General features: G+C 72.3%; 23 protein-coding genes and 1 pseudogene. 9 read left to right on the top strand and 15 right to left on the bottom strand.

What is annotated here, in order from left to right; genetic code table 11:
* The first annotated feature begins 302 nt into the window (after positions 1–302).
* Entirely contained in the window at positions 303–1670 is a 1368-nt protein-coding gene (locus tag Aut01nite_RS28120) for a DUF4132 domain-containing protein (RefSeq protein WP_083998712.1), read from the top strand.
* 34 nt (positions 1671–1704) lie between these two features.
* Here the strand turns inward: Aut01nite_RS28120 and Aut01nite_RS28115 are convergent, their stop codons facing one another.
* From Aut01nite_RS28115 to Aut01nite_RS28105, 3 genes are read right to left on the bottom strand one after another with little or no spacing between them, the layout of a single operon-like run.
* A complete protein-coding gene (locus Aut01nite_RS28115; RefSeq protein WP_083998710.1) occupies positions 1705–2421 on the bottom strand; it encodes a suppressor of fused domain protein in 717 nt (238 codons plus the stop codon).
* A complete protein-coding gene (locus Aut01nite_RS28110; RefSeq protein WP_152628600.1) occupies positions 2418–5702 on the bottom strand; it encodes an NACHT domain-containing protein in 3285 nt (1094 codons plus the stop codon). The genes Aut01nite_RS28115 and Aut01nite_RS28110 overlap by 4 nt, the downstream gene beginning before the upstream one ends.
* A 7-nt stretch (positions 5703–5709) precedes the next feature.
* On the bottom strand, positions 5710–6270 hold the full coding sequence (locus Aut01nite_RS28105; protein ID WP_043524017.1) for a YciI family protein: 561 nt from the start codon (positions 6268–6270) through the stop codon (positions 5710–5712).
* A 77-nt stretch (positions 6271–6347) separates the two neighbouring features.
* Here Aut01nite_RS28105 and Aut01nite_RS28100 point away from each other — a divergent pair, with 77 nt between their 5' ends.
* Both Aut01nite_RS28100 and Aut01nite_RS28095 read left to right on the top strand, forming a co-directional pair.
* On the top strand, positions 6348–6749 hold the full coding sequence (locus Aut01nite_RS28100) for a polysaccharide biosynthesis C-terminal domain-containing protein (protein ID WP_043524016.1): 402 nt from the start codon (positions 6348–6350) through the stop codon (positions 6747–6749).
* Positions 6750–6757: 8 nt separating this feature from the next.
* The gene (locus Aut01nite_RS28095) at positions 6758–7936 is read left to right on the top strand and encodes a hypothetical protein (protein ID WP_152628599.1); all 1179 of its coding nucleotides are present in this window, start codon (positions 6758–6760) and stop codon (positions 7934–7936) included.
* A gap of 213 nt (positions 7937–8149) precedes the next feature.
* Here Aut01nite_RS28095 and efeB read toward each other — a convergent pair whose 3' ends face one another.
* Genes efeB through efeU form a run of 3 tightly spaced genes read right to left on the bottom strand, consistent with a single transcriptional unit; the run spans position 8150 to position 11341 of the window.
* Entirely contained in the window at positions 8150–9388 is a 1239-nt protein-coding gene (gene efeB, locus Aut01nite_RS28090) for an iron uptake transporter deferrochelatase/peroxidase subunit (protein WP_043524014.1), read from the bottom strand.
* A complete protein-coding gene (gene efeO / locus Aut01nite_RS28085) occupies positions 9385–10509 on the bottom strand; it encodes an iron uptake system protein EfeO (protein WP_043524147.1) in 1125 nt (374 codons plus the stop codon). Before efeO ends, efeB begins: the two co-directional genes overlap by 4 nt.
* The gene (efeU, locus tag Aut01nite_RS28080) at positions 10454–11341 is read right to left on the bottom strand and encodes an iron uptake transporter permease EfeU (RefSeq protein WP_052163487.1); all 888 of its coding nucleotides are present in this window, start codon (positions 11339–11341) and stop codon (positions 10454–10456) included. The genes efeO and efeU overlap by 56 nt, the downstream gene beginning before the upstream one ends.
* Positions 11342–11468: 127 nt before the next feature.
* Between efeU and Aut01nite_RS28075 the strand changes: the two genes are divergently transcribed.
* A complete protein-coding gene (locus tag Aut01nite_RS28075) occupies positions 11469–12389 on the top strand; it encodes a M56 family metallopeptidase (protein WP_043524013.1) in 921 nt (306 codons plus the stop codon).
* 13 nt (positions 12390–12402) lie between these two features.
* On the opposite strand, the gene Aut01nite_RS28070 is transcribed toward Aut01nite_RS28075, so the two are convergent.
* Positions 12403–12771: a BlaI/MecI/CopY family transcriptional regulator gene (locus tag Aut01nite_RS28070; RefSeq protein ID WP_043524012.1), complete on the bottom strand. Its 369-nt coding sequence runs from the start codon at positions 12769–12771 to the stop codon at positions 12403–12405.
* Positions 12772–13066: 295 nt separating this feature from the next.
* Between Aut01nite_RS28070 and Aut01nite_RS28065 the strand changes: the two genes are divergently transcribed.
* Positions 13067–13231 carry a hypothetical protein gene (locus Aut01nite_RS28065; protein ID WP_161790602.1) on the top strand — a complete coding sequence of 55 codons (165 nt, stop codon included), beginning with the start codon at positions 13067–13069 and terminating at the stop codon, positions 13229–13231.
* Positions 13225–14244, top strand: a complete 1020-nt coding sequence (locus Aut01nite_RS28060; protein ID WP_161790601.1) for a hypothetical protein — start codon at positions 13225–13227, stop codon at positions 14242–14244. Before Aut01nite_RS28065 ends, Aut01nite_RS28060 begins: the two co-directional genes overlap by 7 nt.
* Before the next feature lie 19 nt (positions 14245–14263).
* Here Aut01nite_RS28060 and Aut01nite_RS44910 read toward each other — a convergent pair.
* The 6 genes and pseudogenes from Aut01nite_RS44910 to Aut01nite_RS28030 all read right to left on the bottom strand — a co-directional run.
* Positions 14264–14538 (bottom strand): annotated as a pseudogene (locus Aut01nite_RS44910) (IS5 family transposase); the annotation flags it as partial.
* A gap of 117 nt (positions 14539–14655) precedes the next feature.
* Positions 14656–14904 carry a DUF2283 domain-containing protein gene (locus Aut01nite_RS28050; RefSeq protein WP_043524145.1) on the bottom strand — a complete coding sequence of 83 codons (249 nt, stop codon included), beginning with the start codon at positions 14902–14904 and terminating at the stop codon, positions 14656–14658.
* A gap of 93 nt (positions 14905–14997) precedes the next feature.
* The gene (locus Aut01nite_RS28045) at positions 14998–16482 is read right to left on the bottom strand and encodes a DHA2 family efflux MFS transporter permease subunit (protein ID WP_043524009.1); all 1485 of its coding nucleotides are present in this window, start codon (positions 16480–16482) and stop codon (positions 14998–15000) included.
* A gap of 9 nt (positions 16483–16491) precedes the next feature.
* On the bottom strand, positions 16492–17541 hold the full coding sequence (locus tag Aut01nite_RS28040; RefSeq protein WP_043524144.1) for a zinc-dependent alcohol dehydrogenase family protein: 1050 nt from the start codon (positions 17539–17541) through the stop codon (positions 16492–16494).
* Positions 17542–17556: 15 nt separating this feature from the next.
* Positions 17557–18420 carry a TIGR03620 family F420-dependent LLM class oxidoreductase gene (locus tag Aut01nite_RS28035; RefSeq protein WP_043524008.1) on the bottom strand — a complete coding sequence of 288 codons (864 nt, stop codon included), beginning with the start codon at positions 18418–18420 and terminating at the stop codon, positions 17557–17559.
* Between the two features lie 15 nt (positions 18421–18435).
* Entirely contained in the window at positions 18436–19404 is a 969-nt protein-coding gene (locus Aut01nite_RS28030) for a quinone oxidoreductase family protein (protein WP_043524007.1), read from the bottom strand.
* A 96-nt stretch (positions 19405–19500) separates the two neighbouring features.
* On the opposite strand from Aut01nite_RS28030, the gene Aut01nite_RS28025 reads away from it, so the two are divergent.
* Entirely contained in the window at positions 19501–19818 is a 318-nt protein-coding gene (locus tag Aut01nite_RS28025; RefSeq protein ID WP_043524006.1) for an ArsR/SmtB family transcription factor, read from the top strand.
* Positions 19819–19901: 83 nt separating this feature from the next.
* Here Aut01nite_RS28025 and Aut01nite_RS28020 read toward each other — a convergent pair whose 3' ends face one another.
* On the bottom strand, positions 19902–20657 hold the full coding sequence (locus Aut01nite_RS28020) for a metallophosphoesterase family protein (protein ID WP_043524004.1): 756 nt from the start codon (positions 20655–20657) through the stop codon (positions 19902–19904).
* 51 nt (positions 20658–20708) lie between these two features.
* Here Aut01nite_RS28020 and Aut01nite_RS28015 point away from each other — a divergent pair, with 51 nt between their 5' ends.
* Positions 20709–21269 (top strand): hypothetical protein, encoded by a 561-nt coding sequence (locus Aut01nite_RS28015; RefSeq protein WP_152628598.1) that lies wholly within the window; start codon positions 20709–20711, stop codon positions 21267–21269.
* 82 nt (positions 21270–21351) lie between these two features.
* Complete coding sequence (locus Aut01nite_RS28010) at positions 21352–22266, top strand: SDR family oxidoreductase (protein ID WP_043524003.1); 915 nt, start codon at positions 21352–21354, stop codon at positions 22264–22266.
* Here the strand turns inward: Aut01nite_RS28010 and Aut01nite_RS28005 are convergent.
* Positions 22257–23222: a helix-turn-helix transcriptional regulator gene (locus Aut01nite_RS28005; protein ID WP_043524002.1), complete on the bottom strand. Its 966-nt coding sequence runs from the start codon at positions 23220–23222 to the stop codon at positions 22257–22259. The two genes, Aut01nite_RS28010 and Aut01nite_RS28005, sit on opposite strands and share 10 nt — an antisense overlap.
* Positions 23223–23232 lie beyond the last annotated feature (10 nt).

Raw genomic sequence — 23232 nt, 5'->3', positions numbered from 1 at the left:
TCGCCTGCGAAGTCGACCTCGACGTCCTCGACCACCTCGCCCGCGAAGTCGACCTCGACGTCCTCGACCACCTCGCCCGCGAAGTCGACCTCGACCTCGTCGAGCTCCTCGCCGTCGCCGTCGGTGGTCGCGAAGAAGAGCTCGTCGACGCAGCCGACCACGGAGTTCGGCGTCGCCACGGAGCCGCTGCGGTAGTAACAGGCTTCCACCGGGGCGGGTGACCGAGGATTCGGTCGCCCGCCCCGTTTCTGTCGTACCTCTGGTCTAGTCTTCGGCGCACGGATCGAGCGCGGGAGACGTCGATGCTTCCTGAAGTGCTGGCCGGGCCTCCGAGACGGCCCAGCGGCAGGCTGCTGCCGGCTCGTGAGCTGCCCGAGTGGCTGGCCCTCCCACCTCTGCCACCGGTGACGCTGTGTGACGGGCAGGCGGTGCTGTCGGCGGAGGCCGTGGAGCGGTTGTGCGGGCTGATCGCCGTGTCCCGGCCAGGCAAGGCGCATCACACCATCGCCGAGGTCCGTGGGCTCTGCACGCCGGAGAGCCTCGCGGGGTTCGCGTGGGCGATCTTCCAGCAGTGGGCGGCCGCGGAGTTCCCGGCATCGGACAGGTTCGCGATGACAGCGCTCGCGGCGCTCGGCGACGACACCACCGTCGTGGCGCTGACCGCCGAGTTGCAGACCTGGGCCAACGGCGACGCCGCACGGGTGCGCCTGGGTCTGGAGGCGCTCGCCACCATCGGCACCGACCTCGCCGTCACCCACCTTCTCCGGCTCACCCGCAAGGCCCGGACCGCCCGGTTCCGTCGGCTCGCCGGCAAACGCGCCGACGCCCTGGCCACGGCCCGCGGGCTCACCCTCGACCAGCTCGCCGACCGGCACGTGCCCCGCCTGGGCTTCGACCGGGACGGCCGGGCGGCCCTCGACGCCGGCGGCCGCCGGCTCACCGTCGGCCTCGACGAGCGGCTCCAGCCGTGGGTCGCCGACGAGCACGGCAGACGTCTCGCCCGGCCACCCGGCACGGCCACCACGTTCCCCGCCTTGCGAAGGGAGCTGAGGACGATCGCCGAGGAGCGTGCCCGGGCCCTGGAGGAGGCGATGGTCGACGGTCGCCGGTGGAGCGCCGGCGAGTTCCGGGAGCTGTTCGTCGATCATCCGGTGATGTGGCAGCTCACCCACCGGCTGCTGTGGTGGAGCGACGGCGGGCTGTTCCGGGTGGCCGAGGACCGTTCGTTCGCCGACATCGACGACAAACCGTGGGACCTCGACCCGGAGGCGACGGTCGGGGTCGCCCATCCGTGGCACTTCGCCGCCGATCAGGCGACCTGGGCGGCACTGTTCGCCGACTACGCCGTGATCCAGCCGTTCCCGCAGGTGGGTCGGGAGTTCTTCGGTCCCGCGGAGGCCCGGCCGGAGTCGTTCACCGGCCGGCCGGCCGAGACGCGGGCGGTGCGTTCGCTCACCGCGCGCGGGTGGTGGCCGCCGGGCATCAACCCCGGCGTCCGTCGCGACTGGCCCGGCGGCCTGAGCGTCGACATCGAGTGGAGCGTGCACGACCCACACCGCCTCACGGCCGTCCGGGTGTGGCGGCGCGACGGCACCGAGGCACCCTTCACCGACCTCCCGCCGATCGTGCTGTCCGAGGTGGCCCGCGACCTGCGGCTCCTGACCGCCTGACACACCGACCATCGCCTCCCGGGCGGCGCCGGGGTCAGCCCACCACGGAGGGGCGGTAGGGGTCGGTGGGCAGGATCCCGGCGTCCTCGAGGAGTTGCTCGAGGGCTTCCAGGTCGTGAGCGTGGCGGTACTGTTTCTCGGCCTTGGTGATCGGGAGCAGCCACAGGATCCGGGCGTGCCCGTTCGGCAGGTCGCACACCTCGAGTTCGGGCCCCCACGGGTACGGCTCGCTGACCAGCAGGTGATCGCAGGCCGAGCCGGGGATCCACGGCCGGCCGATCGCGACGGTGTGCCCGTGGTCGAGGACGAAGTCGCCGCCGCCGGCGTGGTGATAGGCGACCATCGTCAGGGTCTCGACATGCAGTTCGTGTTCGGCGGTCGGCACGTACAGGACGAACTCCAGTCCGTGCCCGTCCCGGCGGGTCGCGTCCCACACGCCCGCGGTGACGTACAGGGCTCCGTGATCCGGCAGGTTGAGGGTGAGGATGTGCAGATCCGGCACCACGTTGCGGACCGGGCCCGGAGCCGGCGGCAGGACCCCGACCTCCCGCCCCGGGAAATGGCGGCGCAGGTGCTCCAGGACGGCTCGCGCGGCCGGCGTCAGGTCATGATCCACCGAGGAACTCTGCCACGTACCCGCCCCGTTTCCGGTGGCGGTGCGATCGGCCAGCTCCCCGCCCTGATCGCCTCCGCAACCCTCACCCTGGCCGGCGACGAGCAGGCCGCCCTGGACGAGGTCTCCGCGCCTCATCGGATGAGCGCTCCGACCTGCAACGCGAGCCGGGGATCCCGGCGGAGGGCGTCGGCCACGACCGGGTCGGCGAGGAAGGTCTCACGGTCACCGAAGAGTTGCTCGGCCTCGCGATCCATGTGGAGCAGATGGAATCCGGTCCAGACCCGGATCGCGAGCGTCCCGTCCCACCGCGGGATCCTCCGCATGGTGCGGCAGAGCTCGCGGAGGTCCAGGTCGATGTCGATCACCGACGGATCAGCCAGCGCGGCCGTGATCAGGACGTCCAGGATCCACGGATGATGCTCGGTCCTCGTGTACTGCGACAGCCGGATGTCGCGGATCCAGTCGGCGACGTCGCCCGGCGGCAGGCGGCCGGCGTCACGACTGAGCAACCGCAGGAACACGAGCGTCGCTTCGGCGGCCGCGGCCCCGTACCCGGGTGACGGCTCCCGATCCGCGGGCGCCCAGCTTCGGGTGATCACGTACACGGCACGCTGGTAGGTCGCGGCCAGGGAGTCAGCGGTCGCGAGCCAGGTGGCGGCCAGCATGTGTGCGACGGACGGGCAGTCCTCGGCGGTGATCGGCCCGAAGGCGCACAGGGCGGGGCCGACCGCGTCCAGGATGGGCTCGACCGCATGCATCACCACATCGTCCATGGGATGGCAGCGCAGGCCGTACGTCCGGCGGACGTCCTGCTCGTCGCCGAACCGGAATCCCAGGTAGCCGCGCCCCGGGCTGCCCGGGACCATGCCATGGGTCCAGAACGCGTCCACCGGACCCGGGACCGGTGGGGCATGCGGGCCGTCGTGCATGCGCAACGTGAGTTCGCGCCGGTCCGCGGCCCAGCCGCGGGCCGAGGTGACGACGTTGACGAACGTACCCCAGCTGTCGTCGCCGGCGGTGGCCTGCCAGCGTTCCATCCAGCAGCGCCACACATTGACGGGGTCGTCGCTGCCGGGGAACAGCCGGCCCGCCGTGACGGGACCGCCGGCGAGCGTCAGCAGGAGCAGATTGAACGCACAGATCGCCTGCCGGTCGGCGGCGGTCAGCTGGCGCGGGCGGTAGGCGGTCAACGGGATCTCCGCCGTCTCCGCGGCCGCGCGGAAAGCTCGTTCGCACAGCGCGCCGAAACGGTCCACGTCGGCGGTCCGGGCCATCACCGACTTCAGGAATTGCAGCACCGCGGCCCGGTCGGTCAGCGGCGCGTAACTCAGCAACGTCGGCAGCAGGCCGTCGTCGGCCGCCGCGGCGGGACGGATGGCCAGGCCGACCACGGCCTGGCGGGCGAGCATCACCTCGAGGATCCGTACGACGAGCCGGACGATCAGGAACTCGCCGAAGGTGGCGTGCAGGAACTCGTACGTCTGCAGGCGTCTGCCCTCGCGTACCGCCTGGGCGTTCTGGATGAAGAAGAACCGCCCGAGCAGCTCCTCGCCGCCGGACAGCGGCGCCCGGAATCCGTCCACGGCGGGACGGCCGGTAGCGACGCCCAGCGCGGTCAGGTCGGTGTCCAGTTCGGTGGCGGTCACCCACTGCCGGCCGCGGTTGAACATCGCGAACGCGGCGATCGACAGACGCTGCAGCTCCGCCTCCACGAGGACCTCGGTCGTCGTGTCGGCGCTCTTGCGGATCTCCCGTTCGGCGTAGCTGCGCAGCAGGCGCTCGTACAGCTGGGCGGCGTCGAACTGCTCCCCGGCCATGGTCTGGACGTCGTTGGCCTCCGCGTCGTACAGCGCCAGCATGAGCAGCAGCAACGGCTGACCGGCGAGGTCCGGGAACCAGTCGGCGACGGCGGCGGGGAGGGCGGTCAGGCCGCGTGCCGTCAGCGCCGGCGCGTTCGCGCGGTTCCAGATGTCCAGCCAGCGGGCGACCTGGGCGGGCGTGAACGGTTCCAGCCGCAGGACGGTGCTGTGCGGTGGCAGCCGGGCCCGGTCGGCCACGGCGCTGCGGCTGGTGACGATCACCGCGACCGGCCGGCGCTGCACTGCCTCACGCCGCTGGAAGGCGGCGGCCTGCTCCAGGAAGTCGGAGCGGCTGACACCGGTGGCCTGCAACAGCTCGTCGAACCCGTCCAGCAGGAGCACCGGGAGAGCCCCGCCCTCGTCGCCGGCGACCAGCGCGGGCCAGGTCATCGCGTCCCCGGTCGCGGCGCGCAACGCGTACTCGATCTGGTCCTGAAGGCTCGCGTCGGCGGGCGCCTCCCGCAGCGGCACCCGGACCGGCACGAAGTCGGCGGCCGGCAGCCGGGCGGCGACCACCCGGGTCAGCGCCGACTTGCCGGCGCCGGGCTGACCGAGCACCAGCAGCGGGGCCGTCGTCGCGGTCGGTCCGGTCAGGTATCCGGCGAGGAACGCGGGCAGGTCGTCCCACGGCTCCGTCTCACTCCACCAGTCCTCGGCGGCCGGCTGGTCGCCGGGTCCGCCCGGCCGTACCCGGAAGACGGGGTCGATGTAGATCTCGCCGAGGGTGGGCATCCGCAAGCCGGGCGGCAGGCCCTCCCCGGCCAGGATCGGCTCGTCCAGTTCGGCGCGGTACCAGGCGGCGAGCGCGGCCCGGTGGCGTTCCGGCCGGCCGGCGTCGTTCCTCAGCAGCGACTCCAGCTCCTGGAGGCCACGCGTCACCGCCCGTACACCGTCCCGGGTCGCCTGATCGTCGAGCGCGCGCGTCCACAGCCGGAACTCGACGACCTCGGCGGCCAACTGGCGGTGCAAGATCTGGTACCGCCGGAGCGCGGCAGCCGGCAGCCGGTCCCGCAGCGTGGTCACGATCCGGGTACGCGCGGTGTCGTGCAGCGAGTCCCACACCGCGAGTCCGGTGAGGAACTCCGTGAACCGCAGCGACAGGTCCGCGTACCAGCCGTCCAACTGCCGTAGCAGCACCTCGTACGGCGTGTCCGCTGCGGGCGTGGGCAGCTGCGCGCCGAGCAGCCCGTCGATCCACCCGTCGGCCTCCGCACCGGCGCCGGCCAGGCGCAGCTGATCGTCCCGGGACAGATCGGCATCAGGGAGATCGAACTCCTCGAAGTACGCGGTGACCACGATGACCGCGTGCGCCGCGTGAAGCCGGACGGTCCGGTCCAGCCTGCCGAGCCCACGGACCCGGTCGTCGAGCCCGGTCAGCAGGGTGTGACCCACGCGCACCAGTTCCACCTTGGCGTCGAACAACCCCAGCACTCCCGGCACACCCGCCACGGATCCCGTCAGCAGCGCGCCGCCGAGCGCCAGATCGGCCGCGGCCAGCCCCGGGCTCCGCCCGCCGAGCAGCCGAACCGCGTCCGCATACGTCAACCGATTCGCCACCACCCCATCATGGCCGCGGCTGTCTCCGACCGCCGAACTCCCAGTCGTGCACCTCGACGGCGGCGTACCGGTCCACGGTCAGCACCGCGCGTGCGGCGTCCGGGTTCGGCGCGCGGATCAGCAGGGCCGTGCCCAGCCACGCCGCGGCGTCGTCGGACAGCAACGGCCCGTAGGCGATCAGCTCGTCACGATCCGCCGGCACGACCAGATCAACGCCCTCCCCCGCGCCCAGGCCGATCACCAGGTACCGGTTGCCGCCGGTACGGCCGCCGGGGAAGTCCCACATGGTACGGCCCAGCAGGTTGGCCCATCGGCGTAGCAGAACGTCCCGGTAGACGCCGGCCTGATGGTTGGGCTCCTCGAAGGCGAACGCCCGGGCGGCCGGCGGATCGGGCAGGTCGACGATGTGCAGGCTGCCGGTGGCCGTCTCCCCATCGGCCGCGAACGTGGGTCCTCGGGCGATCAGCCGGTCCGCGAACCGGTCCATGTAGGCCCAGTGTTGCTCCCCCAGCGCCGCCCGCAACGCCATCGACCCCGCCCGATCCCGGTGGTAGCACAGGAATTCCATGCCCGCAGTCTGCCGAGATCCGTCCGGCGGGTGGGTGCCGCCTTGTGACGCCCGCCTGGTGCTGCCACTGTGCAGGGATGACACCTGGCTTCGAGATCACCGTCGAAGCGGAAGCCGGCGACCCGCGCGGTCTCGCCCATTCCGTGAGCCCGAAGGCGCTGGCCGAACTCGGTGGCGTCGCCGACGTCCACTTGATGACCGTCGTGCCGGGAGCGGTCCGCGGCAACCACGCGCACGCCCGCAAGTGGGAGATCCTCGCGGCACTGCACAGCGACGAGTGGGAGCTGCACTGGTGCGAGCCGGGCGGTGCGCCTCAGCACCGGACGTTCACCGGGCGCGGCAGTGTCACGGTGATGGTTCCGCCGTTCGTGGCGCACGCCGTCCGGAACACCGGTGCCGCGGATCTGACGCTGACGACGCTGTCGCCGGTGGCCTACGACATCGACGACCCGGACATCATCCCGGCGCCGCTCACATGACGGCGTCGGTGTTCCGTACGTTCTGCCACATCAGTGAGTACGGCGAGGCCGGTTACGCCAACCTGCACCGGCTCGTCGCCGGCAGTAGACCGCTGGTCCTGTGGGCGCCGTCCAGTGTGATGCTGCGCGCCCACAGCAGCATCGCGATCGAGGAGTTCCTGGTGCTGCTGCGGGAGGGCCTGATCCGCATCATGGGCCGGGAGCGCTGGCTGCTGGACCGGTCCTACCGCAACCGGCGTGCGGAGACCTGGGCCGTGGCCGCCTGGGACGACGAGATCGACGGTGAGATCCACCGTCTCTACATCAACGAGTTGCACGTCGCCGACCCGAACGCCCGGACGGTGATCGTCGCCGAGGAGGAGCCGGGCCGGGACTGGGCGGAGAGGACGCTGTCGCGGGATGCCGGCCTGATCGGGTTCTGGCAGCGGGTGCTGGCCCGGCCGGATGTGGCCGACTGCATCCCGGGCGGCACCCTCGAGGCCATCCAGCGGGAGAACATGGATCCCGAGGTGGCGACCCTGCGGATCCTGCGTGACGCCCGCAACCACGGTCAGGCGGTCCGGGACGCCGCCGCGGATGTGCCGTTCCTGCTCAGCCGAGCGGACAGCCGGTTCCTGGAGATCCTCACCGAGTCCCGTCTCGGCGGCGCCGCGCCACCCGCCGCGGACCTCCCGCCGCGTTCCGCGCCCACCGACGCCCTGGCCGAGCAGCTGCTGGAGGTGCTGGAACGTCTCGACGAGTGCCGCGACGATCATCGGGTGCTGCCGTTCATCCGCCGGAAGGGCCATGATGCGCTGATCGACTGGCTGGTCGGGTTCAAGACGCTGATCGAGGGCGGGTCCACCATCGACCAGAACGCCCTGATGCGAGACCTGGCGCTGAAGGCCCGGCAGTCCAGGCGCCGCGGCCTGGCCGGGTACCTCGACGGTGCCGGGGCCGTCACCGGGACCCTGCTGGCCACGGGCGGCGCGGCCCTGACGGCCGGGCAGTTCGGCCAGGATCAGGGTGTGATGAACGCGCTCGGCCTGACGATCACCGGGGCGGCGTTCGTCAACGGGCTGGTCCGGGAGCTGGGGATGGTCGAGGGCTCCTACGACGGCGAGCAGTGGCCCTACCTCTACACCAGCGGCAGGAAGGCCACCCGCCGATCCCACCGGGCGATGCTGGATCACCTGGCCGCGCGCTGAGCCGGCACGCCTCCGGGCGGCCGGCGCGGGCCGGGTGCGAGTGGACAGCGGCGCCGGCCCGCAGGTGCGCGGGCCGGCGATCGCCCTGCTGCCGGCGGTGTCCGGCCGCCCGACCGGGCCCGGCTCGGTGGGCTTCAGCGGCGCAGCGCCCTGCCTGCCGGCGCGTTGCCGGGGAACCGGCCGGCCCGGTGCGGGATCACCTCAGCCGTGCGTTCACGCGAACAGCCGGTCTCCCCACCAGCCGCCGCCGGTGACGCCCGGCGGGCAGGCGAAGAGCCCGCTGGAGACGTGCCGGACGTACTCGTTCATCTCGTCGCTGGCGGCCAGGCTGCGCTGCACCGGGACGAACCCCGTGCGCGGGTCGCGCTGGAACGCGATGAAGAACAGTCCCGCGTCCAGGCGCCCCAGCCCGTCCGACCCGTCGACGAAGTTGTAGCCGCGGCGCAGCATCCGCGCCCCGTTGTTGGTGTCCGGATGCGCCAGCCGCACGTGCGCGGTGGCCGGGATCAGGTCCGTCCCGTCCGCGCCGACGGCGGTGAGGTCCGGCTCGTCGAACTCGCCGGCGGCGCCGAGCGGCGCGCCGGTGCCCTTGTGCCGGCCGACGATCGCCTCCTGTTCGGCCAGCGACGACCGGTCCCACGTCTCGATCAGCATCCGGATCTTGCGGGTGACCAGGTAGGAGCCGCCGGTCATCCAGTCCGGGCCGTCGCCGTCCGGCACCCACAGGTGTTCGCGGAGCAGGTCCTCCTGCTCGGCCTTGAGGTTGCGGGTGCCGTCCTTGAAGCCGAACAGGTTGCGCGGGGTGGCCTGCCCGGTCGCGGTCGACGACGTACGCCCGAACCCGAGCTGGGACCACCGGACGCTGACCGTGCCCATCCCGATCCGCGCCAGGTTGCGGATCGCGTGCACGGCGACCTGCGGATCGTTGGCGCAGGCCTGGATCGCGATGTCGCCGCCGGAGATCGCCTCGTCGAGGGTGTCGCCGGTGAACCTCGGCAGCGGCTCGAGCGCGGCCGGCAGCTTTCCGGCGATCCCGAACCGGTCCTTGCCGGTCGCGTCCCGGAACAGGGTGGGCCCGAACCCGACGGTGAGGGTCAGTGCGGACGCGGGCAGCCCGATCGCCTCGCCGGTGTCGTCCGGCGGCGCCTCCGGCATCCCGTCGACCGCCCCGATCTCCCCGGCGTCGAGCCCGGCGGTCATCCGGGCCGCGGCCGCCGTCCACTCCCGCAGGGTGCGGACCAGGCGCTCGCGGTCCTTGGTGACCACGTCGAACGCGACGAAGTGCAGCCGGTCCTGTGCCGGGGTGACGATCCCGGCCTGGTGCGGACCGGTGAAGGCGACGGCGTCCGTCACCGCCTCGGAGCCCCCGCGGCTGATCAGCGCCGCGCCGGCGCCGGCGAGACCGGCCGCGCCCACACCGCCGAGGGCGAGGGCGCGACGGCGGGTGATCATGCCTTCTTGGCGACGACCGCCGCCACCCGGCTGATCGGCTCGGCGAGCGCGTTGATCGCGTCGGTGAGCTCTTTGAGGTCGGCCTGCGACAGGTCGGTGTGCAGCTTCCAGCCGTCGCCGGCCCGGTGCTTGCCGAGCGTCGCGTCCACGTTGGCGAACTCGGTGTCGAGGGTCTTCACCAGTGCCGGGTCCCGTTCCTCGAGGACCGGCCGCAGCGACGCGATGGCGGCCTTCGAGCCGTCGATGTTGGCGTTGAAGTCCCACAGGTCGGTGTGCGAGTAGCGGTCCTCCTCGCCGGTGATCTTGCCGGAGGCGACCTCGTCGAGCAGTGCCTTGGCCCCGTTGGCCAGCTGCAGCGGGGACAGCTTCTCGGCGTTCGCCTTGGTCACGACCTCCTTGACGTCGGCCATCAGCTGGTCGGCGATCGGTCCCGACTTCGAGATGTCACCGGTCTGCCAGAGATCCTGCTCGATCTTGTGGAAGCCACCGAACTTCAGGCCCTCCTCGGTGACCTCCTCACGGCCGTCGGTCCGCGGGTCCAGGTCGCCGAAGATCTCCGCGACCGGCTCGATCCGCTCCCAGTAGGTGCGGGCCACCGGGAACAGCGCCTTCGACTTCGCCACGTCACCGGCCTTGACCGCCGCGACGAACTCGGCCGTCTTCTCCTCCAGGGCGGCGGTCTGGCTCTTCACGTACCGCGAGTAGCTGTCGGTGGCGGCGAGCAGCGCCGCGTCGTCGGTGAGCGGCGCGGCCGAACCCGACACGGTCAGCTGCCCGCGGATGCCCTTGCCGGTCATGCCGGGTTTGCAGGCGGTCTCGTAGGTGCCGGCGGGCAGTTCCACGTGCAGGTTCCGGGACAGGCCCGGGGCGATGTTCTCCACCTCGGCCATCACCCGGTCGCCGGGCGCGTACACGTAGAACTCGGTGACCTTCTGCCCGCCGTTGGTGATGGCGAAGACGCTGGTCCCGGCATCCACCTGGGTCCTGGCGACCTCACAGCCGGTGTCGGTGGCCTTGACCGCGATCGGTCCGCCGGCGGCCTGCTCGGCGCCGGAGCCACCGGAACTACAGGCGGCGAGCGACCCCAGGGTCAGCAGGGCGAGCAGGTTCGTCGGACGCACGGTCACTCCTAGTGTTGCGGTTGCGATTGCGGTTGCGGTCGGTGAGGAAGAGCACCAGCACGGGTACGGCGTACGCGCACCACGCGACGGTCTCCACGACGCTGGCGGTCGGCGTGACGTTGAACATGCCGGTGAGCAGCGCGGTGTACCAGGCGGACGGGTCGAGCACGCCGCTGACGTCGTAGGCCAGGGCGTTCAGGCCGGGCAGGACGCCGGACTCCTGCAGATCGTGGATCCCGTACTTGAGGATCCCGGCGGCGACCAGGATCAGCAGGACGCCGGTGACGGTGAAGAAGACCGTCAGATCGATGCGGACCGCGGTCGCGTACATCAGGAGACCGATGAGGACCGCCGTGAGGATGCCGCCCAGCAGTGACCACAGCGGGCCGTCGTCGACCTCCGCGCCCTGGACCGCCGAGTAGAAGATCAGCGACGTCTCCAGGCCCTCCCGGACGACCGCGAGGAACGCCATCCCGGCGACCGCCACCGACCCGACCGCGAGCGCGTCGGCGAGCTTGCCGCGCAGCTCACCGGCGATCGACCGGGCCGCCCGGCGCATCCAGAAGATCATCGCGGTGACGAAGACGACGGCCAGGATCGACGTGATCGCCTCGAACAGCTCCCGCTGGTCGTAGTCGCGCAGCAGGGTCGTGGAGGTGTAGCTGAGCAGCCATCCGAACCCGACCGACAACGCGACGGCGGCGCCGACACCGGCCCAGACCTGCGGCAGCCGGTCGGTGCGGCCGGCCTTGACCAGGAAGGCCACCAGGATGCTGACCACCAGGGTGGCCTCGAGCCCCTCCCGGAGGCCGATCAGGTAGGTGGCGAGCATGTTCCCCACTTCATTAGGATTGCCTAAGCTATCTACTACAGACTGTAGATTAGGGTTGGCTTGCCTGACTGTCCAGGGCCCCCCTCCCCCTGTGGGACACTGCGGATCCACCCGCGAGGAGTCCGCGATGTTCGACCATTTCCTCTGGGAGATCCTGATCTGCCCAGTTCTGATCGCCCTGGCGATCCGCCTTCTCGCCGACCGGCTGCGGCCCGAGACAGCGGTGGCGTTCCTGGTCACGTCGCTGGCCGCCACCGCGGCCGCGGTGCTGCTCACCCTCGGTGTGTTCGCCCTCAAGGCCGTCGCCGAGCTGCCGGTCACCGGCGCCCTGCTGGGCCTCTCCGACGCGTACGTGCGTGCCGACACCGCCGCCGAACCGTGGGCGTCCTGGCTGTCGCTGGTCCTGCTGGCCGCCGCCGTGACCGGGATCGTCCATGTCGTGCGCATCCACCGCCGGGACACCGCCTACGCCCGCCGGTTCACCGCCCTGACCGCCACCGACGGCGTGGTCACCGTCGACGACGACCGCGCCGAGGCGTTCGCCGTCCCCGGCTCCCCCGGCCGGATCGTCGTCACCACCGGCATGCGCGCCGCCCTCGACGACCACCGGTTCGCGGCCCTGCTCGCCCACGAACGCGCCCACCTGCACGCCCGCCACCACCTGATGGTCCTGCTGGTGCACCTGTCGGCCGCCGTCCACCCGGCGTTCCGCCTGCTCGTGCGCCAGTTCGATCACCTGGTCGAGCGCGCCGCCGACGAACGCGCCGCCACCGAGATCGCCGACCGCCGCACCGTCGCCCACGCCGTCGGCACGGCCGCGCTCGTCTCCGAGTACACCCACCGGGCCGGCCGGCTGCGCGTCGCCCCGTCCCGCACCGACCTGAGCCGCGCCGGCACCGTCCCGCGCCGGGTCGCGTCGCTGCTCACCCCGCGCCGCCCGGCGCCCCGGCCGCTGCTGGCGATCCCCGCCGCGATCGCCACGTTCGCCCTGGTCTGGACCGCCGAATGCGTGATCGACCTGGGTGAGCTGCTGGCCGCCGCGTCCTGAGACCCCGGCGGGTCTATCCCTGGTCGTCGGTGAGCAGCCGGCGCAGCAGGTCCTCGTCGCCCGGCCGCAGGCCCGCCACGAACCGCCGCAACACCGTCGCTCGATCCGTTCCGGCGCCGAGGGCGGCGCTCATCCGCTCCGCCGCGACCGACGACTCGTCGGTGAGCGGGGCGTACCGGAAACTCCGCCCGTCCTTGTAGCGGGCCACCATCGACTTGTCGTACATCCGGGTCAGGATCGTCACCACGGTGCTGTACGACAGCGGCGCCGACAGCCGGGCCAGCACGTCCCGCGGGGTCAGCGGCTCCGCGGCCGCGACCAGCACCCGGAGCACCTCGGCTTCCAGCGCACCGGCCGGCCGGCGCCCCTCTTCGTGCGGCACGCCGAGAGCATATCGGCCCTCGATCCCACGCCGGTGGACCCTATCCCGCCGGGTGCCGCCAAGCCTGCGGGGCCGTCCAGTGCCGGATCATGGCGACCACGAAGTGACCGAGGTATTCGAGGATCCCCAGCGCGGTGCGGCCAGACATCCCGGCAGTCTCGCGGGTCCCACCCTCCCCGAGCACACGGGCCGGCCGGTTCACCCGGCGGTATCGGCGATCCGACACGACCGGGCCGTTCCACCAGCGGTAACGTCGGCTCAGGTCATCGCTTCATGATGGAGCTTGGAGGCCGCCATGTTCGTCGATCCCGAACCATCGCCTCGAAACGTTCCGGAGCCCGAGAAGCCGCAGGCCGAGCAGCAGGAACGGGACTCCGGCAACCCTGTCGACGCCGTCGAGCCCTCCGGCCCCGAGGCCGAGAGCAGGTGCTACGACGACGGGGACTTCCGGCGATGGTGAAGCCTGCGGATTTCGGCTGGCCAGGACCGGTGCGGCTACCGGACCTGTGGGACCAGTTGGAGCCCGGCGTCCGGATCGCCTTCGCGAAGGTCATCCTGGCTCGCCAGTCGACCGATGACCCCAGCCACCGGGAGGAGGCGCGTGCGGCCGAGCTCGCCCTCCGCGCCCGGTTCATCGAGCAGCAGGGAGAGCTGCTCAACGCCTATTACTGCCGTCACTGCGTAGCCGGTTGCGCGCTGACCGAAGGACCTGGCGGCAGCCGGGCCCTGCACACCGTGCTGAACCGAGCCGACACGCACCTGGTCGTGATGGAGACCACCTGCGGCACGCTCGCCATGCAGGCGATGTCCGCGCTCGGCAGCCGCTCGTCGACGAGGCCCGACCTGCGGATGGCGACGGATGTCGTTTATGCGGCCATGACCCGCGTGCTCCGTGCCGCGGACGAGGCCGCCGCCGGAAGCCCGGACGCGGACGCGCTGGCCGGCACCGCCGGCAACCAGGTCACTGAGGCCAAGCACTACGTGAGCAAGTTGGTCGAGCGGGAGGGCGGGTTCACCTATTTCCAGGGTGTGCTGGCCGGTGCGCTGATCACGTGCGGGCTGGCCACCGTGCTCGGTCTGCTGACCGCGAACCTGTGGCCCGAGGTGGTCAGTCCCGCCGGTCTGGTCGGCTCGCTGGTGTTCGGCGCGCTGGGCGCCGTCACCAGCGTGTTCCAGCGCATCTCGGCGGATGGCGTGGCGCTGACGTTCACCCCGTCACGCCTCCGGTTGATCTGCCTGGGCGCCGTCCGCCCTCTGGTCGGCGCCACGTTCGGTGTGGTCGCCTACCTCGGTCTGGTGGCCGGGATCCTCGGCTCGACGACCGCCACGGCCGGGCCGACGATGGCGTTCGGCCTGGCGGCCATCACCGGGTTCGCCGCCGGGTTCAGTGAACGGCTCGCCACCGACGTGGTGCAGCGCGCCGAGGCGATCGGCGCGGTCTCCACCGTCCGCGACCCGGCGGCGGGCGGTTGAGGCGTGTTTCATGAGCCGGTCAGAGCCACTCGCGGATGATGACGATGGTCAGCACGGCTTGGAACCGGACGGCCGGTTTGTCGTACCGGGTGGGCGTTCGAGGCGGGCGGTGCCGTCCTCGACGGTTCGGCGGAGCCGGTAGAGGTCCTTGTCGAACGTCGGTGGGCGCCCGCCCTTGGAGCCTTCGGCTTTGCGGTGGGCCTTGTTCGGGATGCAGGCCTTGATCCCGCGGGAACGCAGGTGGCCGCGGCTGGTGTCGGCCTTGTCGGCCAGGACCAGGTCGGGGCCGGCCCGCACCAGGACGGCCGGCCGGTGCGGGGTGAGCGGCCTACCTTCCCGGACACTTCCGACCTGTACCTGACTGCCGGCAGCGGGCCACCTCTCGTCGCGGCCGACGTTCGAGACGAGGCACTAATCTCCGTCCTCGGCTCGGTGGGTGATGTCTTCGGCCTGTGCCAATAGCTCTGACGCCAGTTTCGCCCGGGCGTCCAGCACTTCCAGACCGATCAGGCGGCCGGTCGCGTCGAAGTCGATATTGATCATGCCGGCTACCTCGACGGGGTCGCACGGATACGTCTTCGTCACCCGCGTGCCGGGCGGCTGGAAGTAGATGTAGGCCGCGTCGGCGTCCTCGTCGTACGTGATCCTCAACCGCACCATGAGAGACAGCCTGCCAGTGGGCCTGAGCTCACCGCCGTCGCATTCACATGCGCTCATGAGGTGGCGGGACTGGCAGCGACGCTCGGCGGTGGACTACTGCGCGGACCGGTCGGTGGGTGGAATGTCCGCCGGGCGCAGCGGGGGTGCGCACGTGTCGCAGAAGGCCGGCTGCGGGGTTCGGGTCGGGAGGCGGGCGGGGATGAGGAGCCAGGCCAGGATGCTGCCGGCGGTCATCAGGGCGGCACACAGCAGCATCGTGGTGCGGTAGACCGGGGACAGGACGGCCGGGTCGGTGAGGTCGCCGCCGCCCAGGCCGGCGGCCAGCGGGAGGACGGCGACGGCGAGCAGGCCGGCCACCCGGGCGACGGCGTTGTTGACGCCGGAGGCGATGCCCGCGTACGAGTCGTCGAGCGCTCCCAGCGCGGTAGCCGTGAGCGGGGCGACCAGCAGCGCCAGGCCGAGGCCGAAGAGGATGACCGGCGGCAGGACGTCGGTCAGGTAGGAGGCGCCCGCGCCGACCATCGCCAGCCAGATCAGGGCGGCCGCGCAGATCAGCGGACCGGCGGACATCGGCAGGCGCGGGCCGATCCGCTGGCCGAGGGCGCCGGCGCGGGCCGACAGCAGCAGCATCAGCGCGGTGACCGGCAGCAGGGCGATACCGCTGGCCAGTGGCGAGAATCCGGCGACCACCTGGAGGTTCACGACGACGAGGAGGAACACGCCGCCGTTGGCCGCGTACACCAGGAAGGTCACCACGTTGGCGCCGGTGAACGCCCGGGTGCGGAAGATCGTCAAGGGCAGCAAGGGGTTCCGGGACCGGCGTTCGGCGACCACGAACGCGGCCATGCCGAGCACTCCGACGGTCAGCGAGATCAGCACGACCGGGTCGGCGGGCCCGTTCTCCGGCCACGCGGTGAAGCCGTAGGTGAGCCCGCCCAGCCCGATCACTCCGGTGATCAGTCCCGCGATGTCGAACGTCCGCGCGGCGGCCGGGTTGCGGGATTCCGGCACGTGCCGGGCGGTCACCCACAGCACGATCGCCGCGACCGGCAGGTTGATCAGGAAGATGTACCGCCAGCTGCCGGTCTCCACCAGCCAGCCGCCGAGGAACGGACCCAGCGCGCCGCCGATCCCGCCCAGCCCGGACCACGCGCCGATCGCTCTGGCCCGGTCCTCGGCCGCGAACGACGCTTCCAGGATCGCCAGCGCGCCCGGGGTGAGCAGCGCGCCGCCGACGCCTTGGAGGACCCGGGCGGCGACCAGCAGCTCGATCGACGGGGCGAGGCCGCAGAGCAGGGAGGCCACCGCGAACCAGGCGATTCCGGCGAGGAAGAGCCGTCTGCGGCCGAACCGGTCGCTGAGCGAACCGCCGAGCAGGATCAGCGAGGCCAGGCTGAGGGCGTATCCGTTGACGGTCCACTGCAGGCCGGCGGCACCGGCGCCGAGTTCCCGCCCGATCGCGGGGAGCGCGATGGTGACCACCGTCGCGTCGATGAAGGCGAGGCTCGATCCGAGCACGGTGGCGAGCAGCACCCACCGCCCGGCGGCGGACCGGTAACGCAGCGGCTGCGGGTCCATGGCCCGACCCTATGCGCGGTCCGGCCGCGCCGGGTCGATCATGGTCATCCCGGCGACCGTGGTCCGGTCGAAGACCGGCAGCAGGGCGGCGGCCTCGCGCAGGCCGATGGTCCGTTCGATCAACAGGTCGGGGCGCAGGGCGCCCTGCTCGATCAGGGCGAGCATGGCCGGGTAGTCGACGGCGGCCATGCCGTGGCTGCCGAGCACGTCGAGTTCCCAGCCGATCACCCGGTCCATCGGGACGCGCGGGTGGCCGCCGACCGGCGGCAGCAGCCCGATCTGCACGTGCCGGCCCTGGCGGCGCAGGCTGAGGATGGCGTCGGCGCAGGTCTGCTCGCTGCCGACGGCGTCGACGGAGACGTGGCCGCCACCGCCGGTGAGGTCGGCGACCGCGTCCGGGATCGGGGCCGCACCGGCGAGGAGGGTGTGTTCGGCGCCGAGCCGGGCGGCGACCGTGAGGGCTTCGGGGTTGCGGTCGACGGCGATCACCCGGGCGCCGAGCGCGCGGGCGATCATCACCGCGCTCAGGCCGACACCGCCGGCGCCGACCACGGTCACCCATTCGCCCGCGGTGACCCGGGCCCGGCCGGCCAGCCCGCGGTAGGCGGTGGCGAACCGGCAGCCGAGTCCGGCCGCGGCCGCGAACCCGACCGTGTCGGGGAGGCCGACCAGGTTGGTGTCGGCGGCGTGCAGGGCGACGTACCCGGCGAACGAACCCCAGTGGGTGAAGCCGGGCTGCTGCTGGTCCGGGCAGACCTGGGCCTGCCCGGTCCGGCACCACGCGCAGCGACCGCAGCCGCAGACGAACGGCACGGTCACCCGGTCACCGACCGCCCACCGGGTGACGCCCGCGCCCACGTCGGCGATCACCCCGGCGAGTTCGTGACCGGGCACGTGCGGGAGGGCGATCTCGTCGTGCCCGGCCCAGGCGTGCCAGTCACTGCGGCACAGGCCGGTCGCCGCCACCCGCACCACGACCCCGCCGGCCGGCGCGACCGGGTCGGGCACCTCCCGGACCTCCGGCTGAGCCCTGACGTCGTCGAAGATCACCGCGCGCATCGTCACATCCTGACATCAGCCTTTCAGCCCGAGCAGGGCGGACAGCCGCCGCCACTCGGCCAGGGGCAGCTCACGGGGGATGCCCGTCTCGGTGAGGACCTGGATGGCCACCTGGTCGGCGCCCGCGGCCAGGTGGGCGTCGATCCCGGCGCGGACCCGGTCGTCGTCGCCCCAGACCACCGCCTGGTCGACGAAGCGGTCACTGCCCTCGCCGGCCAGGTCTGACTCGTCGAGCCCGTACCGGATCAGCTGCCGGGTGTAGTTCGGCAACCCCAGGTAGAGGCGCAGCGCCTCGCGGCCGGCCTGCCGGGCGACGGCGGCGTCCGTACCGAGGAAGATCTTCTGTTCCGGTACGAGCAACGGCCCGTCCCCGAGAATCCCGCGGGCGTCCGCGGTGTGCGCCGGCGGCATCAGGTACGGCAGGGCGCCCGCCGTCAGCTCGCCCGCCGTCCGCAGGGTCTTCGGCCCGAGCGCGGCGATCATCCGTTCCGCCACGGGAACTGTGGCGAGCGGCCCGGTCAGCAGGTCCCGCAGCCGGGTCAGCGGCTTGGTGTAGGACTGCCCCTTCGATTCCGCGGTCGGCGCGTGCCCGGAGCCGACCCCGAGAGAGAACCGGCCCGGGTACGCATCGCTGATCCGCCGGTGCGAGGCCGCCAGCCGGTCGCCGTCGCTGGTCCAGATGTCGACGATGCTGGTCCCGACGACGAGTTCGCTGGTGGCGGCGAGGATCGCCTCCGGTAGCGCGAGGTCGTCGGCGGGGCTGCCGCCGACCCAGAACGTCCCGAACCCGAGTTCCTCGATCTCCCGGGCGGCCCGCGCCACCGCCTCCGGTTCGGTCGGCCAGATGAACGCGGGGGCCCACAGCCCGTACCGTCGCATGGTCTTCTCCTGTCGTCAGGGGATCAGCAGCACGCGGCCGAAGGCGGCGCGGCTCTCGATGTGACGGTGCGCCTCGGCGGCGTCGGCCAGCGGGAACTCCCGGTCGATCACCACGGTGAGCTCGCCGGCGGCGATCCGGTCGATCAGCTGCTGGACTCGCGGGCGGGTGCGCTGCGGGTCGCGCTGCACCTCCGCGCCGTAGTAGAGCCCGCTCAGCGACGCGCTCTTGAGCAGCAGCGGGAAGAGCTGCGGCTGGTACGTCTCCCGCCCGACCTGCCCGAGGTAGATGATCCGGCCCCGGTAGGCGACCGCGTTGATGCTGCCCTCGAGGGTCTTCCCGCCGACCGGGTCGATGATCAGGTCGGCGCCCCGTCCGCCGGTGAGCTCCTCGACCGTCCCGACGACGTCGCCGGTCCGGTAGTTGATCCCGTGGTCGAGGCCGTACCCGGACAGCCGGGCCAGTTTCTCGTCGGTGCCGGCGGTGCCGATCACGGTGGCGCCGGCGGCCTTGGCGAGCTGCACGGCGGCCAGCCCGACCCCGCTCGCGGCGGCCTGCACCAGCACGGTCTGGCCGGCCCGCAGCCGGCCGAACTCGAACAGCGCGTCGTCGGCGGTGCCGAACTCGACGAAGATCCCGGCGGCGACACGGGTGTCCATGTCGTCGGGAACCACGTAGACGTTGCTCTCCGTGGCGACCACCAGTTCGGCGTGCGAACCGGCGAGCATGAACGCGAACGCCTTCTGGCCGGGCCGGACCGTGGTGACGTCCGCGCCGACCGCGACGATCGTGCCGGCCGCCTGGTAGCCGACGATGTGCGGGGTGGCGGGCAGCGGGCCACCCTGGCGGGCCAGCACGTCACCGCCCTGCACGCCGATCGCCTCGACACGCAGCAGGACCTCGCCGGCGCCCGGGACCGGGTCGGGGACGTCCTCGTAGCGCAGGACCTCGGGTCCGCCGTTCTCGTAGTACACGGCTGCTTTCATCTGCTGCTCCCCGTCTAGTACGACAGTGTTCGTACAAGCCGCGACGTTAGTACGATGACCGGCGTACTTCAAGTGATACCCGCGGAGGCCCCACCCATGCGCACCCTGGAGCATCCGAAGCCGGAGGACTTCTCGCTGGACGCCGTCCTGTCCGCCCTCGCCGACCCGATCCGCCGCATGATCGTGTGCCGGCTGGCGGAGGGCTACCACGAGCAGGCGTGCCTGTCGTTCGGCCTGCCGGTCGGCAAGTCCACGTCCACCCACCACTTCCGGGTCCTGCGGGAGGCCGGCATCATCGAGCAGCGCTACCAGGGCACGGCCATCCTCAACTCGCTGCGCACCGCCGACCTGGAGGCCCGCTTCCCCGGCCTGCTGCCCGCCGTCCTCGCCAGCGCCCAGCCCGCCACGCCCTGACCGGAGGGGTTCCCGGCCGGTCCTCGGTGCCGTCTCCCGCCGGTCGAGACAGCACTGAGGACCGGCGCGATGAGATCGTGACCTCAGCGCCCGTCGCGGGGGCCGAACGTGGCGATCGCCTCGACGTCCCCGGCCGGGTCGACCAGGTTCTGCCGGACCCAGTCCGCCACGCCCGGCAGCGCCGAGGCCCCGACGACCTCGCGGGCCAGCACGCCGGGATCGATCAGGGTGCGGCCCATCGAGACGATGCCCGCCGACAGGATCGCCCAATGCGAACCCCTTCTGCCGTACGGAAGACCGACGCTGCCCGGGTTCACCACGAGCCGGCCGTCGACCAGGCGCAGGAACGGCATGTGGGTGTGCCCGCAGACGACGGTGGCCACCTCCTCCGGCAGGCCGGCGAACACCTCGGCCCACCGTTCGAGCCGGCTGTCGACCAGAACCACCTCCTGATCGTCACGTGGCGTCGCGTGACAGAACCGGACCGGCCCGAACCCGCCGACCTCGATCGTGACCTGCTCGGGCATCGCGTCGAGCAGCCGCTGGTGGTCCTCCCGCAGCTGGGCCGCGCCCCACACGGACAACGGGTCGTCGCCGAGGCCGATGTCCTCACCCCGGGACATCCGCAGCAGCTCACGGTCGGCGTTGCCGCGGACCAGCACCGCCCGTTCGCCGAGGGCCACCAGCCGGTCCAGCACCTCGGCCGGTTGTGGCCCCCAGGTGTGGTCGCCGGTGACGACGATCAGATCCGCGGCCGCGACCGCGGGTTCGGCGAGCACCCGGTCCAGAGCGGGCAGCACACCATGGATGTCGGAGAGGACCGCGACCGTGGAGATCATGGATCCATGGTGCCGCTCCGCACGGTTGCCGGGAACGGTTAGGTTGTGGCGATGCGACGGCTCGGTCGGGGAACGAAGGTGCTGTTGGCGTGCCTCGCGGTGGCGATGGTCGCGGGCATCGCGGTGGTGGCGGTGTTCGTCGGGAGGGAGGCCGTCGCGACGGCGCGCTGCCCGGACGAGGTCGCCGAGGTCGAGGCCACCGTCTACACCGATCGGGACTGGCCCGACGAGCAGGTTCCGGGGCTGGGCGACTACTGGGAGGTCCACTGGCAGACCCGGACGGAGGCGGATCCCTGCAGCCGGGTGCCGGGCCCGACCGACTGGCAGTACCAGGCCGTGATCCGGTTGGCCGCCGCGGACGCGGCAGCGCTGGCCGGAGGGTACGAGTGGAAGCCGGTGCCCGCGGTCGTCCCGTCGCCGGCCCCCGGCGAATACCCCTTCGGCACCCCGGCGGAGGTGTGGCCCGGCCTGGCGCCGTTCGTTCCGGCGGGCACCCGGTGGACGCACAGCGCGGCATGGACCGAGAAGCACGGCGAGAAGGGCCCGATGTGGAAGGACCTCTACCTCACCCCGGACCGCACGCTCGCGTTCGTGGTGCTCTACGACCACTGAGCGCGCGCCGGCCGTACCCCGAAAGGTCCCGGAAAAGAAAACCTGACGAGGGTTGTCAGGGTTCCGGGCCAGGGTCGGTGGTATGACGACGACACTGAGCGGGAAGATCGCCCTGGTGGCCGGCGCGACCCGGGGCGCGGGACGGCAGATCGCGGTGCGGCTCGGGGAGGCCGGGGCGACCGTGTACGCGACCGGCCGCACCACCCGCGCCGGCCGGTCCCCGATGAACCGGCCGGAGACCATCGAGGAGACCGCCGAGCTGGTGACCGCGGCGGGTGGGCACGGGATCGCGGTGGCGGTCGACCACCTCGACCGGGATCAGGTGGCCGCGCTGGTCCGGCGGATCGACGACGAGCAGGGGCGCCTCGACGTGCTGGTCAACGACGTGTGGGGCGGGGATCCGCTGACCACCTGGAACAAACCGGTCTGGGAGCAGGACCTGGACCAGGGTTTCCGGTTGATGCGGCAGGCGATCGACTCGCACATCGTGACCAGCCATCACGCGATGCCGCTGCTGATCCGCAACCGGGGCGGCCTGGTGGTGGAGATCGGCGACGGGACGACCGAGTACAACGCCGGGAACTATCGGCTGTCGGCCTTCTACGACCTGGCGAAATGGTCGGTGAACCGGCTCGCCTTCATCTGGTCGCAGGAACTGGCCGAGCACGGCGGGACCGCGGTGGCGCTGACACCGGGCTGGTTGCGGTCGGAGATGATGCTGGAGCACTTCGGGGTCACCGAGCAGAACTGGCGCGACGCCTGCGCGAAGGAGCCGCATTTCGCCATCTCCGAGACCCCGGCGTACGTGGGGCGCGCCGTCGCCGCTCTCGCCGCCGACGCCGACCGTGCCCGGTGGAACGGCCGGTCGGTGTCCAGCGGCGAGCTGGCCCGGGTCTACGGGTTCACCGACCTGGACGGCAGCCGGCCGGACGCCTGGCGGTACCTGGTCGAGGTGCAGGATCCCGGCCGGCCCGCCGACGTGACCGGTTACCGGTAGAGGTCGCCGAGGCGCCGCGCGGCGGAGGCCAGCCGTTCCCGTAGCGCGGGCGGCTCCAGGACCTCCGCCTCCGGGCCGAACCTGAGGACGTACGAGTAGGCCACGTCCAGTGACTCCACCGGCAGCCGGGTCCGCACCCACCCGTCCGGATCCGGCTCGCCGGCCGCCGCCAGGGCGTCCCGCACCGCCGGCGGTTCGGCGACGAACCGCAGCATCCGTACCCCGTCCGGGCTGAGCCGCAGCGTGATCGTCTCCCGGAGCATCTGCCGCACGAACTCGGTGGCCCGCTCCGCCCAGAACGACGGCAGGTCGAACTCCGGATCCCGGTCGAAGTCGTCCCCGGCCGCCTCCACGCCGGTGATCCGGTCCACCCGGTACGTGCGCAGGCCGCCCTCGACCCGGCCGACCAGGTACCAGATCCCGTTCTTGAGTACGAGCCCGTACGGTTCGACGGTCCGGGTCACCTCCTCGCGCCGCCGATAGCGCAGCGTCACCGTCCGGTCCTGCCAGACCGCGGCCGCCAGCTCGGCCAGCTGCTCCGGCGGATGGTCGGTGTCGGCGAACCAGCCGGGCGCGTCCAGATGGAAGCGCTGCCCGGCCCGCTGCGAGGCCTCCCGCAGGGCGGGCGGCAGGGCGGCGAGGACCTTGCGGCGTACGTTGCGCACCGGCTCGTCCAGCCCCATGTCCCGGGCCGGTCCCGGCAGTCCGGCCAGGAACAGCGCCTCCGCCTCGGCCCGGCTCAGCCCGGTCAGCCGGGTCCGGTACCCGCCGACCAGCCGGTATCCCCCCGCCCGCCCCTGCTCGGCGTAGATCGGCACCCCGGCCGCGGACAGTTCGAGCACGTCCCGGTAGACGGTCCGCTCGGACACCTCCAGCTCGGCGGCGATCTCGGCCGCGGTCAGCGTGCCCCGGGCCTGCAACAACAGCACCATGGTGATCAGCCGCGCCGCTCGCATGGCAGCGATT

Source organism: Actinoplanes utahensis (assembly GCF_016862455.1).
Lineage (GTDB): Bacteria > Actinomycetota > Actinomycetes > Mycobacteriales > Micromonosporaceae > Actinoplanes > Actinoplanes utahensis.
This window is presented reverse-complemented; position numbering and strand designations above follow the sequence as displayed.

Bases quoted from the DNA above. Each gene is read 5' to 3' on its own strand.
- Aut01nite_RS28105 (WP_043524017.1), bottom strand. From the start codon at position 6,270: ATGGAATTCCTGTGCTACCACCGGGATCGGGCGGGGTCGATGGCGTTG.
- Aut01nite_RS28050 (WP_043524145.1), bottom strand. From the start codon at position 14,904: ATGGTGCGGTTGAGGATCACGTACGACGAGGACGCCGACGCGGCCTAC.
- Aut01nite_RS28115 (WP_083998710.1), bottom strand. From the start codon at position 2,421: ATGAGGCGCGGAGACCTCGTCCAGGGCGGCCTGCTCGTCGCCGGCCAG.
- Aut01nite_RS28120 (WP_083998712.1), top strand. From the start codon at position 303: ATGCTTCCTGAAGTGCTGGCCGGGCCTCCGAGACGGCCCAGCGGCAGG.
- Aut01nite_RS28060 (WP_161790601.1), top strand. From the start codon at position 13,225: ATGGTGAAGCCTGCGGATTTCGGCTGGCCAGGACCGGTGCGGCTACCG.
- Aut01nite_RS28035 (WP_043524008.1), bottom strand. From the start codon at position 18,420: ATGCGACGGTACGGGCTGTGGGCCCCCGCGTTCATCTGGCCGACCGAA.
- Aut01nite_RS28040 (WP_043524144.1), bottom strand. From the start codon at position 17,541: ATGCGCGCGGTGATCTTCGACGACGTCAGGGCTCAGCCGGAGGTCCGG.
- Aut01nite_RS28015 (WP_152628598.1), top strand. From the start codon at position 20,709: ATGCGACGGCTCGGTCGGGGAACGAAGGTGCTGTTGGCGTGCCTCGCG.
- efeU (WP_052163487.1), bottom strand. From the start codon at position 11,341: ATGCTCGCCACCTACCTGATCGGCCTCCGGGAGGGGCTCGAGGCCACC.
- Aut01nite_RS28020 (WP_043524004.1), bottom strand. From the start codon at position 20,657: ATGATCTCCACGGTCGCGGTCCTCTCCGACATCCATGGTGTGCTGCCC.
- Aut01nite_RS28100 (WP_043524016.1), top strand. From the start codon at position 6,348: ATGACACCTGGCTTCGAGATCACCGTCGAAGCGGAAGCCGGCGACCCG.
- Aut01nite_RS28030 (WP_043524007.1), bottom strand. From the start codon at position 19,404: ATGAAAGCAGCCGTGTACTACGAGAACGGCGGACCCGAGGTCCTGCGC.
- Aut01nite_RS28010 (WP_043524003.1), top strand. From the start codon at position 21,352: ATGACGACGACACTGAGCGGGAAGATCGCCCTGGTGGCCGGCGCGACC.
- Aut01nite_RS28005 (WP_043524002.1), bottom strand. From the start codon at position 23,222: ATGCGAGCGGCGCGGCTGATCACCATGGTGCTGTTGTTGCAGGCCCGG.
- Aut01nite_RS28045 (WP_043524009.1), bottom strand. From the start codon at position 16,482: ATGGACCCGCAGCCGCTGCGTTACCGGTCCGCCGCCGGGCGGTGGGTG.
- efeB (WP_043524014.1), bottom strand. From the start codon at position 9,388: ATGATCACCCGCCGTCGCGCCCTCGCCCTCGGCGGTGTGGGCGCGGCC.
- Aut01nite_RS28065 (WP_161790602.1), top strand. From the start codon at position 13,067: ATGTTCGTCGATCCCGAACCATCGCCTCGAAACGTTCCGGAGCCCGAG.
- Aut01nite_RS28025 (WP_043524006.1), top strand. From the start codon at position 19,501: ATGCGCACCCTGGAGCATCCGAAGCCGGAGGACTTCTCGCTGGACGCC.
- Aut01nite_RS28075 (WP_043524013.1), top strand. From the start codon at position 11,469: ATGTTCGACCATTTCCTCTGGGAGATCCTGATCTGCCCAGTTCTGATC.